This window comes from Haloprofundus salilacus (assembly GCF_020150815.1).
Classification (GTDB): domain Archaea; phylum Halobacteriota; class Halobacteria; order Halobacteriales; family Haloferacaceae; genus Haloprofundus; species Haloprofundus salilacus.
The window spans coordinates 2,179,063-2,194,617 of record NZ_CP083723.1 but is presented as its reverse complement, the minus strand read 5'-3'; the positions used below and the strand labels follow the sequence as shown (position 1 = coordinate 2,194,617).

The 15,555-nt window shown below is 65.3% G+C and carries 15 protein-coding genes; 3 read left to right on the top strand and 12 right to left on the bottom strand.

Annotated elements, in window-relative coordinates:
* Nucleotides 1–8: 8 nt before the first annotated feature.
* On the bottom strand, nucleotides 9–974 hold the full coding sequence (locus LAQ58_RS11300; protein WP_224447564.1) for a transcription initiation factor IIB: 966 nt from the start codon (nucleotides 972–974) through the stop codon (nucleotides 9–11).
* A 228-nt stretch (nucleotides 975–1,202) separates the two neighbouring features.
* On the opposite strand from LAQ58_RS11300, the gene LAQ58_RS11295 reads away from it, so the two are divergent.
* The gene (locus tag LAQ58_RS11295) at nucleotides 1,203–1,940 is read left to right on the top strand and encodes a cobalamin-binding protein (protein ID WP_224447563.1); all 738 of its coding nucleotides are present in this window, start codon (nucleotides 1,203–1,205) and stop codon (nucleotides 1,938–1,940) included.
* A 77-nt stretch (nucleotides 1,941–2,017) separates the two neighbouring features.
* A complete protein-coding gene (locus LAQ58_RS11290; RefSeq protein ID WP_224447562.1) occupies nucleotides 2,018–2,539 on the top strand; it encodes a DUF84 family protein in 522 nt (173 codons plus the stop codon).
* A 58-nt stretch (nucleotides 2,540–2,597) separates the two neighbouring features.
* On the opposite strand, the gene LAQ58_RS11285 is transcribed toward LAQ58_RS11290, so the two are convergent.
* Nucleotides 2,598–4,439, bottom strand: coding sequence for a flippase-like domain-containing protein (locus LAQ58_RS11285; protein ID WP_224447561.1), 1,842 nt, complete (start codon nucleotides 4,437–4,439; stop codon nucleotides 2,598–2,600).
* Between the two features lie 341 nt (nucleotides 4,440–4,780).
* On the opposite strand from LAQ58_RS11285, the gene LAQ58_RS11280 reads away from it, so the two are divergent.
* Nucleotides 4,781–5,014, top strand: a complete 234-nt coding sequence (locus LAQ58_RS11280) for a DUF7123 family protein (RefSeq protein ID WP_224447560.1) — start codon at nucleotides 4,781–4,783, stop codon at nucleotides 5,012–5,014.
* Nucleotides 5,015–5,142: 128 nt separating this feature from the next.
* Here LAQ58_RS11280 and LAQ58_RS11275 read toward each other — a convergent pair whose 3' ends face one another.
* The 10 genes from LAQ58_RS11275 to LAQ58_RS11230 form a co-directional block, all read right to left on the bottom strand.
* Entirely contained in the window at nucleotides 5,143–5,748 is a 606-nt protein-coding gene (locus LAQ58_RS11275; RefSeq protein ID WP_224447559.1) for a winged helix-turn-helix transcriptional regulator, read from the bottom strand.
* A gap of 40 nt (nucleotides 5,749–5,788) precedes the next feature.
* Nucleotides 5,789–7,042 carry an SPFH domain-containing protein gene (locus tag LAQ58_RS11270; RefSeq protein ID WP_224447558.1) on the bottom strand — a complete coding sequence of 418 codons (1,254 nt, stop codon included), beginning with the start codon at nucleotides 7,040–7,042 and terminating at the stop codon, nucleotides 5,789–5,791.
* 102 nt (nucleotides 7,043–7,144) lie between these two features.
* Nucleotides 7,145–7,756, bottom strand: coding sequence for an NfeD family protein (locus LAQ58_RS11265; protein WP_224447557.1), 612 nt, complete (start codon nucleotides 7,754–7,756; stop codon nucleotides 7,145–7,147).
* A 43-nt stretch (nucleotides 7,757–7,799) separates the two neighbouring features.
* On the bottom strand, nucleotides 7,800–8,036 hold the full coding sequence (locus tag LAQ58_RS11260) for a DUF7312 domain-containing protein (RefSeq protein ID WP_224447556.1): 237 nt from the start codon (nucleotides 8,034–8,036) through the stop codon (nucleotides 7,800–7,802).
* Between the two features lie 75 nt (nucleotides 8,037–8,111).
* Nucleotides 8,112–9,866: a pyruvate kinase gene (gene pyk, locus LAQ58_RS11255; protein ID WP_224447555.1), complete on the bottom strand. Its 1,755-nt coding sequence runs from the start codon at nucleotides 9,864–9,866 to the stop codon at nucleotides 8,112–8,114.
* A gap of 22 nt (nucleotides 9,867–9,888) precedes the next feature.
* Nucleotides 9,889–10,158, bottom strand: a complete 270-nt coding sequence (locus LAQ58_RS11250; protein ID WP_224447554.1) for a hypothetical protein — start codon at nucleotides 10,156–10,158, stop codon at nucleotides 9,889–9,891.
* A 217-nt stretch (nucleotides 10,159–10,375) separates the two neighbouring features.
* Nucleotides 10,376–12,481 (bottom strand): methionine--tRNA ligase, encoded by a 2,106-nt coding sequence (gene metG, locus LAQ58_RS11245; RefSeq protein WP_224447553.1) that lies wholly within the window; start codon nucleotides 12,479–12,481, stop codon nucleotides 10,376–10,378.
* Nucleotides 12,482–12,824: 343 nt separating this feature from the next.
* On the bottom strand, nucleotides 12,825–13,325 hold the full coding sequence (locus tag LAQ58_RS11240) for a YqaA family protein (RefSeq protein WP_224450165.1): 501 nt from the start codon (nucleotides 13,323–13,325) through the stop codon (nucleotides 12,825–12,827).
* A 130-nt stretch (nucleotides 13,326–13,455) separates the two neighbouring features.
* On the bottom strand, nucleotides 13,456–14,547 hold the full coding sequence (mfnA, locus tag LAQ58_RS11235) for a tyrosine decarboxylase MfnA (protein ID WP_224447552.1): 1,092 nt from the start codon (nucleotides 14,545–14,547) through the stop codon (nucleotides 13,456–13,458).
* Between the two features lie 157 nt (nucleotides 14,548–14,704).
* On the bottom strand, nucleotides 14,705–15,487 hold the full coding sequence (locus LAQ58_RS11230; protein ID WP_224447551.1) for a CPBP family intramembrane glutamic endopeptidase: 783 nt from the start codon (nucleotides 15,485–15,487) through the stop codon (nucleotides 14,705–14,707).
* Nucleotides 15,488–15,555: the final 68 nt, after the last annotated feature.

Sequence of the window (15,555 nt, the reverse complement as noted above, 5' to 3'; positions counted from 1 at the left end):
AAACCGAGTTACGCGACGCCGATGCCTTCCTCGGCTTCGAGCAGTTCGTGGTAGCGGTTTCGGATGGTGACTTCGCTGATGTCGGCCACGTCGGAGACGGCCGACTGCGTCGTCTTCTCGTTCGTCAACAGAGCCGCGGCGTAGACGGCGGCGGCGGCGAGGCCGACGGGCGATTTGCCGGAGTGGACGCCTTTCTCCTTGGCGTTTTTCAGCAGTTGGCGAGCGCGATGCTCGGCCTCCTCGGAGAGACCGAGCGACGACGCGAACCGCGGAACGTACTGCTCGGGGTCGGCGGGTTTCACTTCGAGTTTCAGTTCACGGACGACGTACCGGTACGTCCGGGCGACTTCGCTCTTCTCGATACGCGACACGTCGGCGATCTCGTCGAGGCTGCGGGGGACGCCCGCCATCCGCGCGGCGGCGTAGACGCAGGCGGTGGCGACGCCCTCGATGGAGCGGCCAGGAAGCAGGTCCTCGTTGAGCGCGCGGCGGTAGATGACCGAGGCGGTTTCGCGGACGTTCTTCGGCAGGCCGAGCGCCGAGGCCATGCGGTCGATCTCGCCGAGCGCCTGCTTCAGGTTGCGCTCCTTCGAATCGCGGGTGCGGAAGCGCTCGTTCCACTTGCGGAGGCGCTGCATCTTCTGGCGCTGGCGGGAGCCGAGCGAGTTGCCGTAGGCGTCCTTGTTCCGCCAGTCGATGTTCGTCGACAGTCCCTTGTCGTGCATCGTGTTCGTCGTCGGCGCGCCGACGCGGGACTTCTGGTCCTTCTCGCGGGCGTCGAACGCGCGCCACTCGGGGCCGCGGTCGACGGAGTCCTCACTGACGACGAGACCGCACTCCTCGCAGAGCGTCTCGCCGTGTTCGGTGTCGGTGACAACGTGTCCGCCGCACTCGGGGCACTGCACGGATTCGTCGCTCACGGGGTTTTCGCGTTCCTGTTCGTCCGGTCGTCTGGTGTACGTCCGTTCGCTCATGGTGTGAGACGGCAACTACTCCGGGGTCGAAACTGGCCAAAGAACGTGGGCCGAGCGCCCAGAGCGGTCCTTACCCGTTGCAGGATGGAGTATTATATAAATAGTTTGGTGTTGGGCGCGCATCGTACCGATTCGACGCCTGAAAATGGCTTTTGTGAGTGAATATCGAAGTGGTTAAATACTAAAAATTGCGCCAGATACTTCTTCGCACGATACTCAGTGCACGGCATGAGCGGCAGTTCGCCCCGGCGTCCGACCGTGGTTTCACTGGCCCCGAGCGCGACGGCGACGCTCGACGCGATGGGCGCGACCGACCGTCTCCTCGGCGCGACCGTCCACTGCGACGCAGACGTTCCCGCGGTCGGCGGGTGGCTTAACCCCGACTACGACCGCCTCGCGGAACTGAACCCTGAGTTGGTTTGTACGAGCGACGCGCTCCAGCGGGAGATCCGCGACGAACTCAGAAACCGAGGCTACCGCGTCCACCACGTCGAACCCGCGACACTCTCGGACGTGCTCGACTCGTTCGTCGAACTCGGTGAGGCGATCGGTCGCCGGGAGGCGGGCGAGGCACTCCGCGCCGACGCGGAAGCGCGCCTCGACGCCGTCGCCGAGCGCGTCGCCGACGAGCCTCGGCCCGTCGTCTACTGTGAGGAGTGGTCCGACCCACCGATGGCCGCCGGCAACTGGGTTCCCGACGCCGTCGCCGCCGCCGGGGGACGGTACCCGTTCGTCGCCGCCGGCGAGCGCTCCCGCGAGATCGACGAAGCGACCGTCATCGCGGCGGCCCCCGACCACGCGGTTCTCCACGTCTGCGGACGCGGCGACCGCGTCGACCCGGCAGTCGTCGCCGAACGCGACTGGGCAGTCGACCCGGAAGTCCACGTCGTCGACGACTCGCTTCTGAACCAGCCGAGTCCACGACTCGTCGAAGGTATCGAGACGCTCGCCGACCTGCTCCACTGAGGACGACGGTTCGTTCGCCCGTCACCTTCGTTCACCAGTTCCGATACATCGATAACGTTTCACGGGGAGTCGGTGGTATGCGAATTGCCGTCGGAAGCGAGAATCCGGTCAAGCGGCGCGCAGTCGAAGCGGTCACCGATGGTGCGACGGTCGAAGCGGTCGCCGTCCCGTCGGGCGTCTCCGAACAACCGCGGGGTCACGCAGAGACCATCGCCGGTGCGGAGACGCGGGCGTGGCACGCGTTCGACGCTGGCGAGTACGGGACGGACGAGTACGACTACGCCGTCGGCTTGGAGGGCGGCGTCGCGACGTTCGACGAGGTCGACGACCTGTATCTGGTGATGTGGGCCGCGGTCACCGACGGTGTCCGCGTCGGACGCGGGTCGGGGCCGAGCGTCCGCCTCCCGGCGACCATCGCCGTACGCATCCGCGACGGCGAGGAGCTCGGCCCGGTGATGGACGACGTGCTTGACACCACCGGTACCGCGAGGGGAGAAGGCGCGGCGGGTGCGTTGAGCGGTGGGAAAATCGACCGCGAGACGGCGCTTTCGACCGCCGTCGCGGGCGCGTTCGGCCCGTTCGTCTCGGAGTTGTACTGACCGAGGGCCATCGTCCTCGGCTGGGCTCGGTCAGCGGTCAGAATTGGTCGGTTCGTCGTCAGTCCGATTCGACCGGCTCCGCCTGCTCTCGGGCGCTGGAGCTCTCCTCGACCGCTTTGGTGAGCGAGACGTTGAGCGCCAGCATCGAGGCGACGCCGCCGATAACGGTGACGATGTTCTTCACCGCGTGGTCGAGGATCGCAGCGCCGACAGCGACGGTCACCGAGACGGGGCTGAGCGCGACCACCAGGATGGTGAACGCGCCCTCGTACAGTCCGATGCCGCCGGGCGACAGCGGGAGCACTTTCGCGAGGTTGCCGACGCTGACGGCGAAGAAACTCACCGCGACGAGCGTCACGAGCGACATCTCGGCGTTCGCCCCGAGCGCGACGAGCACGAGAATTGCGGTCACGACGTCGAGCGACCAGATGGCGAGACTGCTCACGCCGACGCGAGCGAACGCGTCGCGGCGACCCGCGGTCCGCTGCAGGTCGACGACGAATTGCTCGACGATGCCGGCGACGTAGTCGGCGTACGAGTCCGAGGAGAACCGACCGAGCGTCTTTCGGACGAGGTTGCGGTCCGACCGGGCGCTGGCGACGATACCCACCACGGCGAGTATCGCGGCGAGACCGACGCCGGTGGCGACGATGGCCGCGGTGCGGCCCGCCCGCCTGTTGTCGGCTCCGATCTGTCCGCTTCCGCCCCCGACCAACCCCTCGACGAGCGCCGCCGTGTTGCCGGTGGCGACGAGACCCAAGAGGATGCTTCCTGCCAACACTGTGATGGTGAGCAGGTCGAACACGCGCTCGGCGGCCAGCGACGCGAATCCCGAGGGGTACGGGATGCCTCGCCGGGCTTTCACGATGTAGGCCCGAACCGCGTCACCCGCGCGAGCGGGGAACACGAGGTTGCCCGTCTGGCTGATGAAGATCGCACCCGTCAGGAAGCTGGTCTTCTCGCGGAACCCGAGTTCGGCGAGGATGTCGCGGTAGCGAAGCCCGCGAATCGGCCACGAGACGAGGTAGATGACGGCGGCAAGCAGCACGAGCGCGGGGTCCGCCGCGCCCATGACTTCGAGTACCTCCTGCGGATTCAGGTAGACAGTCATGAGCGCCAGCGCGACGAGCGTGAGCGCGATGCCCGCCGCCATCGTCACGCGGCGGTCGATTCGCGGTTGAACCGACAGCTCCCACCACGTGCGACCGATCTGACTCCCCATCCCGAAGATGTCGCGAACGAGGTCGACTTTCGTGTCGCCTTTCGGCTCCCAGTCGACGGAAAACTCGGCGACTCGAAGTCCTTTGCGCTGGGCGCGGACGAGCAGTTCGGTGTCCCAGAACCAGTGGTCGTCCCGGATGTCGTCCTTGAGCTGGTAGAACGCGTCGCGGCTCATCGCTTTGAAACCGCACTGATGGTCGCGGAGGTCCGACCGAAGGAACAGTCGGACCAATCCGTTGTACGCGCGACTCGGGACACCGCGTTTCGCCGGCCGGTCGGCGACGTTGTCGGGCATCCACCGCGACCCGGTGGCGACGTCGTAGCCGTCGGAGCGGACGCGCTCGACCAGTTCCTCCAAATGCCGCATGTCCGTCGCGAGGTCGGTGTCGAAGTAGACGAGTGTCTCGCCGTTGGCGGCTGCGAACGCTCGCTCTAACGCCCCCCCTCGTCCGAGTCGCTTGTCGGAGTGAAAGTGGCGGACTCGGCTATCCTCGGCGGCTAACTGGTCGGCAATCTCTGGTGTGCGGTCGTCGCACCCGTCTTCCGCAACGATGACTTCGACTGCGTCTCGCGGAAGGAACGCTGCAAGCGTCTCAAGCGTGGTCTGCACCGTCTCCTCTATCGTATATTCCTCGTTGTACGCAGGAAGGACGACGCTGACCTCGACCGGGCGGTCCATTGTTCATCCATGCACCGACGATGGCTAAGAAGCTTCTGACTCTCAGGCTCCGCGGAATTGAAAGGTGAGTATCGTTTCCGTCGAGCGTCGACTTCGGAGGTCAGAAACGGACAGTTTCGGGGGCGTAATCCGACGTTACCTCGAATCGACGGACGTAAATACAGGCTTACGTGATGGTATTTACGAACGTATAGTCACGATATATTTACTATTAGACCATCGTACCAGGTGGCGCTCTGGGCCCCGGGTTACGCTCACCTTAGCGCCGAAAAACGCAAGACTGAGGGGAGTTAACCCCACGTACCAAATACCATATTAGTAGCAACCACCACGGCTGAGATATGAGCGTTACCACGGCCACCGAGCTCAGTGACAAACAGCAGCGAATCCTCCAGTACCTCCGGACGCACGCCGCGACGAAGACGTACTTCAAGTCACGCCTCATCGCCGAGGAACTCGGACTGAGCGCCAAGGAAGTCGGCGCGAACATGACGGCGATCCTGAACGGCGATTTCGACGTGAAGGTCGAGAAGTGGGGCTACTCCTCGGGCACGACGTGGAAAGTGAGTACGTAACCGCGTAGCGACTCTCGCTGACCGTGGCCCTCCTTCGGTCCACTCTGAGCATCGTCGTCTCCGGGCGGCGCTCTTTTCGTACGAGAATAATAGAAGACGACGAGTGACGGCGCGGAGGGGTGACCGAACTACGGGTCGAAACTGACGAGTTGATCAGCGTCTGCAGCGAACGCGATAGTCTCGGAACCGAACGAGTCGGCGTACCGGACGAGCAACATAATGAGCGTCTCGGGCCGCTCGACGACGAGGTCTCGCTCGCGCGCGAGCAGTCCGGCGTCCTCCAACTGCTTTCTGTACGAACTCACCGTCGCCGTCGAGACGCCCGCGGCCTCGGCGAGTTGGACGCCGGTCGCGTCGGGGTTCTGGAACAGTTCGAGCAGCATCTTCCGCGGCGTGTCGCGGCGGAGGTAGCCGAGCGCGGTCTGTTCGAACGTCGAGAACCGCTGGGCGGGGAAGAACCGGCGGTAGTCGCCGTCGCGGCGCGAGAGAACGGTGCCCTCCGACAGCAGTCTGTCGAGGTGGTGTTGCGTCTCGCCGGTTCCTAGACGGAGGTCGTCGCGAACCTTCGAGAAGTGAGCACCGGGAGTCGTCAAGAGGTACCCGACTATCGCGTCGCGAACGTCGCTGCGCGACTCGCCGTCGGAACCGTCGAGACGAGCGAACGGAACCGCCGCACCGAGCGCGGCGAACCGGCGGAGCGTCGCTCGTTTCTCTTCGTCTACCCGGTCGGACATCTACCTCACTTACGGGAGGTGGAGGACAAAAACGCTTCGTTTACTGGAGTTCTCGGTCGAACTCCATCTCCTCTTCGTCTTCGTCTTCGTCTTCGTCTTCGGCCGCGCCGTCGGCTCTGTCGTCGACTTCGTCATTCGACGGCGACTGTTCCGTCTCCTCGATAACTTCGTCGGCGTCTTTGATGGCGGCCTCGTCTTCGGAGTTTGCCTTCTGGATGACCTCGTCGGCGCTTTTGATGTCGGTGTCGCCGGATTTGACGGCCTGGGCCTCCTGTTCGAGCTGTTGGACATCCATTTCCGCGGCCTGGTCTATCTGGCCGAGTATCTCCTCGATGTCGTCGAGACCGAGCATCTCGCGGGTCTCCTCGTCGAAGTCGAGGCTGTCGAGACCCGCCTGCTCCTGTACGTCGCTGCCAGTCAGTTGCTTCCCGTAGCGGCCGACCAGCGAGGTGAGTTCCTGCGGGAGGATGAACGTCGTCGACTCGCTCGAGCCGATGTCGGCGAGCGTCTCCATTCCCTTGTCGATGACCGCGCGCTCGCCCATCGACTCGGCGGATTTCGCGCGGAGGACGGTCGAGATGGCGTCACCCTGCGCCTCCAGAATCTGACTCTGTTTTTCACCCTGCGCGCGGATGATGTTCGACTGCTTCTCACCCTCGGCGCTCTCGACGGCGCTGCGCCGCTCACCTTGGGCTTCGAGAATCATGGCGCGGCGACGGCGCTCGGCGGACGTCTGCTGCTCCATCGCCTGCTGAACGTCGGCGCTCGGGTTCACTTCGCGGACCTCGACGCTCTCGACGCGGATGCCCCACTCGTCGGTGGGCTCGTCGAGTTCCTTGCGGATGCGCGCGTTTATCTCCTGGCGTTTGTTGAGCGTGTCGTCGAGTTCCATGTCGCCGAGCACGGCGCGCAGCGTCGTCTGCGCGAGGTTCGAGACGGCGGTCTTGTAATCTTCGACCTCCAAGAAGGCTTTCTTCGCGTCCATCACCTTGATGTAGACGACGGCGTCGGCGGTCACGGGCGAGTTGTCGCGCGTGATGGCTTCCTGCCGAGGCACGTCGAGCGTCTGCGTCCGCATGTCGAAGGCGTACGTCCGCGAGACGAACGGCGGGATGAAGTTGATACCCGGTTCGAGCAGTTTGCGGTACTCACCAAACACCGACAGCGCACGCTTCTCGTACGCCTGCACGATCTCGACGGATTGGAACACTACGAGGACTGCCAGCAACAGGAACAACACACCCACGAAGAGGATTGGTATTCCCAGGCCGGTCTGTAACAGGACGGGGTCCATAACTGGACCTTTGTATGTTTGATTGATAAGGTTTTCCTCAACTTCGGCGGTCTGTCCGCCGAAGCGTCCGTCGTCTCGGCTCTCGTCCGAGAGCGAGACCGCTTAGGTCCGTTCGGTCTCCTCTTCGCGTTCGTGTTCGCGCTCGACGACCTCGTCGGCGGCCGCCTCGCGTTCTCGCCGCCCTTTCGCCAGTTCGCGGTCGATCTCGTCCTCGACGACGTCGAACGACTCGACCATCACGACGTTGCCGCCGCCGGGGTCGACGACCATCACCTCGGTTCCCTCGGGAATTTCGCCGTGGTACGACCGGGCGGCGTAGTAGGGGTTAAAACCGCCGCCGTCTATCTTTATCTGTCCCTCCGAGCGCGTGACGCGTTCGGTGACGCGGCCGGTCTTCCCCTTCAACGTATCCGAGCTCGAGGTCTGGGCGGTTCCCTTTCCGCCGTAGAAGTCGAACTCGCGGTAGACGTAAAAGGAGAGTGCGCCGAAGACGAGCACGAGAACGCCGAGGAGCAGCGGACTCGCCAGCGCGGGCAGGAACAGGCCGACCAGCCCGGCCGCCAACAGCGCGATACCGACGATGATGAAGTGGGCGCCGGGTGCCAGCGCCTCCGCGATTGAGAGACCGAGTCCGGCCGTGACGAGCAACAGCGGAAGAGCGTCGGGCCCGATGTCGAGCTGTAAGAGCATTTGCGCGAGACGCGGACGTGCCATAGCTGACCTAAGAACGTTAGATGATTAACGCTTCGGCTATCGGTTACAGTACGCTGAAGATGAACACGAGCGTGCCGACGATACCGAGGAGGACGAATAGGCTGTTCTCCAGTGACGGCGACTCAGGTTCTAACGGCGGCAGTTCGCGCTCCTCTCCGCGGCCGTCGGTCCCGTCGTCCGCCGTCTCGGCGTCTTCGCCGACCTCGTCGATGCCGAATCGCCACTCCGACTCGTCGTCGTCGCCGTTTTGCTCTCGCTCCGCGGTGTGAGAATCGCGCATACGTTCCGTAGGAAGCGCCCGCTAAAATGTCTGCCGCCGGAGCGGAGGAGCGGTAGACGTCCGGCGGGGGTCGGCCTATCGTTTCGCCTCGTGGCGGATGACGTTGCCGTCGTAGACGATGCCGCGCTCGGCGTCGAGCGTGACGAGCGTCCCGTCTGCGACTTCCTCCGGCAGCGACGCGCCGCTTATCATCGGGATGTCGACCTCGCGGGCGACGAGTGCCGGGTAGCCGGTCATCCCCTCGCGCGCGTCGACGATACCGCCGAGTCGGTTCACGTCGCCGGAGAACTCGCCGTCGAACTCGGCGTCGAGCGCCACCAACGCCCCCTCGGGCATCTCCGAGAGGTCGCCGTCGGTCGACCGAACGACCGATCCGGCCACGCGTCCGCCGACGACGCTGCGGCCGGTCGCGATCGCCTCGGCGGCGATGTGGACCTTCAGCATGTTCGTCGTGTTCGTCTCCTCGAGTTCGGTCATCATCCCCGAGAGGACGACGAGCGTGTCGCCGCTCTCGGCGACGCCCGCTTCCAGCGCCGCGTTGACCCCGCCCTGCATCACTTCCTCGGCGCTCTCGCGGTAGTCGGCATACTGCGCGTTGATGCCCCACGACAGCGACAGCTGGCGGCGGACGCGGTCGTTCGGCGTCGTCGCGATGACCGGTACCCCGGGGCGGAACTTCGCCGTCTTCCGGGCGGTGTAGCCCGATTCGGACGCCGCGACGATGGCCGTCGCGCCGATGTCGCGGGCGAGGTAGCGCGCCGAGCGGGCGAGCGCCTCGGTCCGTGACTCGCCGGTTGCCGTGGGAACGCGCTGCTCCTGGGTCTCGTCGTACTCGTCGCTGGCCTCTATCCGGCGAACGATGCGGTCCATCGTCTCGACGACGCGAACCGGGTGGTCACCGATAGCCGTCTCGCCGGAGAGCATCACGGCGTCGGTGCCGTCGAGGACGGCGTTGGCGACATCCGAGGCTTCCGCGCGGGTCGGTCGCCGCGCGTTGACCATCGAGTCGAGCATCTCCGTCGCGGTGATGACGGGGACGCCGTCGGCGTGACATTTGCTGATGATGCGCTTCTGTATCATCGGCACGTCTTCGAGCGGACACTCGACACCTAGGTCGCCGCGGGCGACCATCACGCCGTAGGCGGCGTCGATAATGCCGTCGAGGTTCTCGACCGCGCCTGCGCGTTCGATTTTCGCGATGACGGGGATGTCACCGCCGGCCTCCTCGATGGCGTCGCTGATGGCGTACACGTCGCCCGCGTCACGGACGAAACTCGCCGCCACGAAGTCGGCGCCCTTTTCGGCGGCGAGTTCTATCTCCCGTCGGTCTTTCTCGGTAATGAGGTCGATGTCGAGCTCGACGCCCGGCACGTTGACCCCTTTGCGACCGCCGAGTTCGCCGCCAGAGTCGATGCGGGCGACGACACCGTCGTCGACGACGCGTTCGACCGTCGCCTCGATGCGGCCGTCGTCCAACAGGATCGTGTGGCCGGGGTCGGCGGCGTCGATGGGCAGCGAGAGGCCGACTTGCTCGGGCGTCGCAGTGTCACCCTCGAAGAAGTGGACCTCGGAGCCGGTCTCGAGCGTGATCGGTTCGTCCAGCGGGGCGGTGCGGACTTCGGGGCCCTGCAGGTCGACCATCGACGCCAGCGGGTCTTCCGTCGCTTCGTCGACAGCCTGGATGCGGTCGACGACTGTTTCTCGGTGGTCCGTCGTACCATGACTCGCGTTCAACCGCGCGACCGACATTCCGGCATCCGCAAGCGCCCGAATCGTCCCTCGGTCGTCCGACGCCGGACCCAGCGTGCAGACGATTTTGGCGTTTCTCATACTGGGCGATACGCCTGTGCAGCTAAAAAACCCCGACGATGAAACTCGCCTCCGAGTGAACGATTATATAGGACGGCCATGGGGTGACCGCCCGCGACTCGGCCCCCAAGCTTTTCGTCACAAACCGAGCTATAAATCGCTCGCAGTCGTACGGTTTCGTGCTATGGAGCACGTCACTGAGAAAGCGGTCGGCAAGCCCGTCGTCACGCCGGACGGCGACGAAATCGGGCGCGTGAACGCCGTCGAAAACGACCGGGCGGGTCAAACCGTACACCGGCGTCGAAGCGGACATGGCCGACTCCGCCGCGCCCGACGAAGAGTCGCTGACGCTCGACGCGAACCAGATAGCGTTGGTGACCGACGACTACGTGCAATTGGTCGACGAGTTCCGCAGAGAAAGCTGACTCCGATCCGTGTACGCCGCCACCCTTTTTCTGAGACGATACCGCCGCCGGGTCGAGGTCGACGCGCTCGCTCGAACGCAGACGGCGAAGTCGAACCGCCCGCAGTTACCGAACTTTCGTCCCCGGAACCGAGTCGCCGTGCGTCGTCAGGATGTCGGCCTGCTCGCCCGCGGCCAGCAGCATCCCGTTCGACTCGACGCCGAACAGTTCGGCCTTTTCGAGGTTGGCGACGACGACGACGCGCTTGCCAGGCAGTTCGTCGAGGTCGTGTAGCTGTTTGATGCCGGCGACGATCTGGCGGACTTCGTGGCCGATGTCGACTTCGAGTTTCGCCAGTTTGTCCGCACCGTCGACGCCCTCGGCGGAGACGACTTCGCCGACGCGAAGGTCGAGCGCCTGGAACTCGTCGAAGCTGATTCTGTCTTCGGCGATGGGTTCGAGGTCGCCCGCATCGGCGTGGGCGTCCGTTTCGGGCTCCTCGATTTCGACTTCTTCGTCGCCCTCTTCCTCGGCGCCGCCTTCCTCGCCCGCCGTCGCTTCGGCGACGCGCTCGTCGAGTTTCTCGTTGAGTTCCTCGACGCGCTCGTCTTCGATCTTCTCGAACAGTTCGGTCGGTTCCTCGAACGACGCGGGCGGCGCGTCGAGCGCTGCGTGAACCTCGACGTCGTGGACCGAACCCTTCTCGCCGAGGGCGTCCCAGAGGCGCTCCGACTTGCCGGGCGCGACCGGTTCGAAGAGGACGGCGACGGCCTTCGCGATCTGGACGCAGTCGCGGATGACCTGCGCCGCTTTCTCCGGCTCTTCGTCCGTGAGCTTCCACGGCTCGTTCCGCTGGATGTACTCGTTGCCGAAGCGGGCGAGTTCGACCGTCGCCAACCCCGCCTTCCGGACCGAGTAGTCGTTGACGGCCTCGCCGAAGTCGCGGATGGCTCCTTCGATGCGACTCTTGACCTCCTCGGACACCGCCGCCTTGGGCGTCCCCTCGTAGTTCCGGTAGGCGAACAAAAGCGATCGGTAGAGGAAGTTGCCGACGGTGCCGACGAGTTCGCCGTTGACGCGCTCCTGGAACTTCGACCACGAGAAGTCGACGTCCTGCTGAAAGCCGCCGTTGGTGGCGAGGTAGTAGCGCAGCAGGTCGGGGTCGAACCCCTCGTCGAGATACTCGTCGGCCCAGACTGCTCTATTTCGGGAGGTAGAGAAGCCCTTGCCGCCGAGCGTGACGAAGCCGCTGGCCATCACGGCGCGCGGTTCCTCGTAATCGACGCCGCGGAGCATCGCGGGCCAGAAGACGGTGTGGTGCTGGATGATGTCGCGGCCGATGACGTGGACGATGTCACCGTCTTCCTGCCAGACCTCGGTCCAGTCGTACTCCTCGGCGCCGACGCGCTCGGTGTACTGCTTCGTCGAGGAGACGTACTCGATGGGGGCGTCGACCCAGACGTAGAGAACCAAGTCCTCTGCCTCCTCGCCGGGGTAGTCGATACCCCAGTCCATGTCGCGGGTGATACACCAGTCCTGCAGTTCGCCCTCGATCCACTCGCGGGGCTGGTTCTGGGCGTTCGAGGTGCCTTCGAGGCGGTCGATGAACTCCTGCAGATACTCCTGGAACACCGAGACGCGGAAGAACTTGTGCGTCCGCTCACGGTACTCGGCGGGGTTGCCTGTGATGGTGCTGACGGGGTCGACGATCTCGCCGGGTTCAAGGTGGCGCTGACAGCCCTCGTCGCACTCGTCGCCGCGGGCTTTCGCCCCGCAGTACGGGCACTCGCCCTCGACGTAGCGGTCGGGGAGGTACTGGTCCTCCTCGGGGTCGTAGGCGACCATGATGGTCTTCTCGTAGACGTGTCCGTTCTCGTCGAGGGTTCGGACGAACTCCTTGGTCAACTCCGTGTTCGTCCCGTCGTGGGTGTGGCCGTAGTTGTCGAACTCGACGTTGAACTCCGGGAACGTCTCCTCGTACGTCTCGTGCCAGTCGAGGGCGAACTCCTCGGGGGTGACGCCCTCCTTCTCGGCGTTGACGGCGACGGGCGTGCCGTGCATGTCCGACCCGCTGACGAACGCGGTTTTCTGGCCGAGTTTGCGCAGGGCACGCGAGTAGACGTCGCCGCCGACGTACGTTCGGAGGTGGCCGACGTGCAGGTCGCCGTTGGCGTACGGCAACCCACAGGTCACCACCGCTGGCTGGTCCGTGGGAAACTGCTCGTGACTCATCTGTTTTTTGTATCGTGAATGCGGGCCTAAAGCCCGCTGGTTCGTGGTTCGTGTGCTCGACTCGCGGTACGCCCCTCCGCGGCGACGAGGCGCGCCGCTGGACGGGAGGAATCGACAGTCCGAGTTTCACGGCGAACGTCCGTCGAGTCGCGTTACCGACCGACGGACGAACCGACAGGTCCACCCGGCGCTAGAAGAGTCGCATACGCATCCCGGAATCGTCGAAGCGAACGCCCGGTAGGCGGGTCTGTCGGGTCACACTGGCCGAGAGAGCCTCAAGCGATTTAACGCTCCCGGCACTGGGCGCACTGAGCGCAGTCGAGGAGACCGGAACGAGACCCGCTCACAGCACCGCGGCGACGCCGTGGATGAGCGCCAGCGTGAAGAGCAGTCGCCCGGCGCTGCCGACGAACGTCGCTGCCGCGAACTTCACGTAATCTTCCTCCAGTATCGAGAAGGCGTATATCGAGAGCGTGTCCGGGAAGAAGGGGACGCAGAGCGCGATGGCGAGACCGCCGTACCCCCACTTACGCGCGATCTTCAGCGTCTGCTTCTCGGACCACGCGATAACATCGACCGGCAACCGCTGGAGCCACCGCATGATGATACCGGAGTCTTTCGCCTCTTGGCCAATGTGGAACGCGAAGAGGCTCCCGAGAGCTTTGCCGGAGGCGCTGACGAGGATGATGACCGTCATCCGCCCGGCGTAGTCGAGACCCAGATTCAGCGGCGCGGCGAGGACGACTTCGCTCACGCCCGGCAGCGCGAAGGCGATGAGAAACGAGTAGACGAAGATGATGACGAGGCCGAACCACCCGGTGGCATGTTCGACGGCGCGCTCCATCCACGAGAAATCCGGAAGGATACCGAGTGCGAGGTCGAACGCGGGGAGCAGCGCGGTCACACCTGAGTCTGGACTGTGTGACGTTGTAAACCTTCAGGTTTGGCCGGACTGCGGTCCGGCGCGGCGACGTTCACGCCGACGAGAACGAGTCGACGTCGGCGACGAACCGCCGGAGCGTCTCGCGGGTCACGTGCGGCATGCAGACGACCCGGAGTTCGCCCGCCGACGTCCGCGAGATGCGCCACCCGGCGTCGCGGAGCGCGTCGAATAGCGGGTCCGGTATCGAGGCGGCGACGAGCGGGAGTTCGGGGTCGACGACGGCGAACCCGCGGTCGGCGAGGGCGTTCGCCAGCCACTCGGCGCTCGCCGTCGACACCTCGAACTGCTCGCGGTAGCCATCGGGCCAGAGCGCCTCCATCGCCGCGGCCGCGCTCGCGACGCCCGCGCCGCTCCGCGTGCCGGTGAGCGTCGCCTGCGACGTGGATTCCAAGTAGGGCGTGTCGACGGCGAGCGCGTCGAGCGTCGCGCGGTCGCGGGCGAGGAAGCCGCCCGCCGGAACCACCGCTTGCCCCATCTTGTGCGGGTCGATCGTCATCGTGTCCACGTCCGCGTGCGCGAAGTTCCACGCGTGGTCGGTGAACGGGAGCGCGAACCCGCCCCACGCGGCGTCGACGTGGAGGAACGCCCGATTGTCGACGCCGGCGTCGTGGGCAATGGTCGCGAGTTCGGGAATCGGGTCGACGCGGCCGTACTCCGTCGAACCGGCGACGCCAACGACGAGCACCGTCTCCGAATCGACGCTCGCGCGAACGGCGTCGAGGTCCGCACGGTAGTCGTCGTCGACCGGCACCGTGCGCAATTCGACGCCGAGGACGTCGGCCGCCTTCCGGAAACTGAAGTGAACGCTCTCGGGGGCGACGACGTTCGGCGTCTCCGGCGGCGTCGACCACTCGTCGCGGGCGCGGTTCCGGGCCGCCCGAACAGCTTGGACGTTCGCCTCCGTGCCGCCGCTGGCGACATAGCCGTGTGCGTCCGGGAGGCCGGTCATCTCTCCGAGCGCCGCGACCACTTCCCGCTCCACCTCGGCGACCGACTGGTAGGTGGCAGGGTCGCCGGGGTTCGTCGCGAGAAAGCGCACCGCCGCCTCCCGCGCCGCGGGATGCGGTTCCGTACACATCGACGAGAGCACGCGGGAGAAGTCCTGCGGGACGGCGCGCTGCATACGGCGACAGTAATTTTTGCCATCGTTTATCCGTTCCGCTCTCGCTCGGCGGTGGAGTCGCCCGGTGGCGGCGAGGTGACGGGGTGGCGACAAGACGACGGAGTGGCGGCGAACCAGTGTCGGGCGTCGAACGCGGTGAATCGGGGTCGCCGTCGACTCAGAGTCCGACGAGTTGAACGTACGATATGGTGAATAGCGTCGTGTTGTAGGCGGCGTGAATCAGTATCGGGACGGCGAGATTACCGGTTCGCTCATAAGCGATACCGAGTATCGACCCCGTGACGAAGATGACGCCCGTCGCGGCGACGACAGCGAGGGAATTCCCGACGAAGTTGAACACGTGGATCGACGCGAAGATCGCGCTGGCGAGCGCGATACCCGCGACCGGGCCGTAGGCGGTTCGGAGGCGGCCCTGAATCGCGCCGCGGAACAGCAGTTCCTCGGCGGGAGCGACGAGGAAGATAGAGAGGACGGCGAGTACGAGCAGCACCGACGGGTCCGCTTGGGCCACCTCACCGATGACGCTCTCGACCGGTTCGATTCCAATGAGCGTCAGCGCGTACGACAGCGCCGACGCCAGCACGACGGCGACGACCGTCGTTCCCACGACGAACCGCAGTTCTCGGCGGTTGGGTTTGCGAATCGGTAGCGAGTCAAGACGGAGATGCGCGTAGAGCGCGCCAATACCCGCGAACGTCAGTTGCTGTGGAATTGACCCGAGGACGAGGACGGCCGTCGAGGTGACGCCGAAGCCGAGAAACAGCAGCGGAACGATGACCGCGAGACTGGCGACCGTTCCGACTACGAAACTGGTGACGAGGAGACTGACGGCGACGAGCAGCGCGACGATGCGTCCGGCGACGGACGAACCGTCGTCGTTGTCGCCGTCACTCCCGTCGGCTACTGGCGGGTCGGTGGTGGCTGTCGGTGTGGAGGACATAAGCAACTCACCGTGATGTTAGCCGTCACCGACATAAAATGGTACTGAGGCCTGAGAGCAGTTGGCTC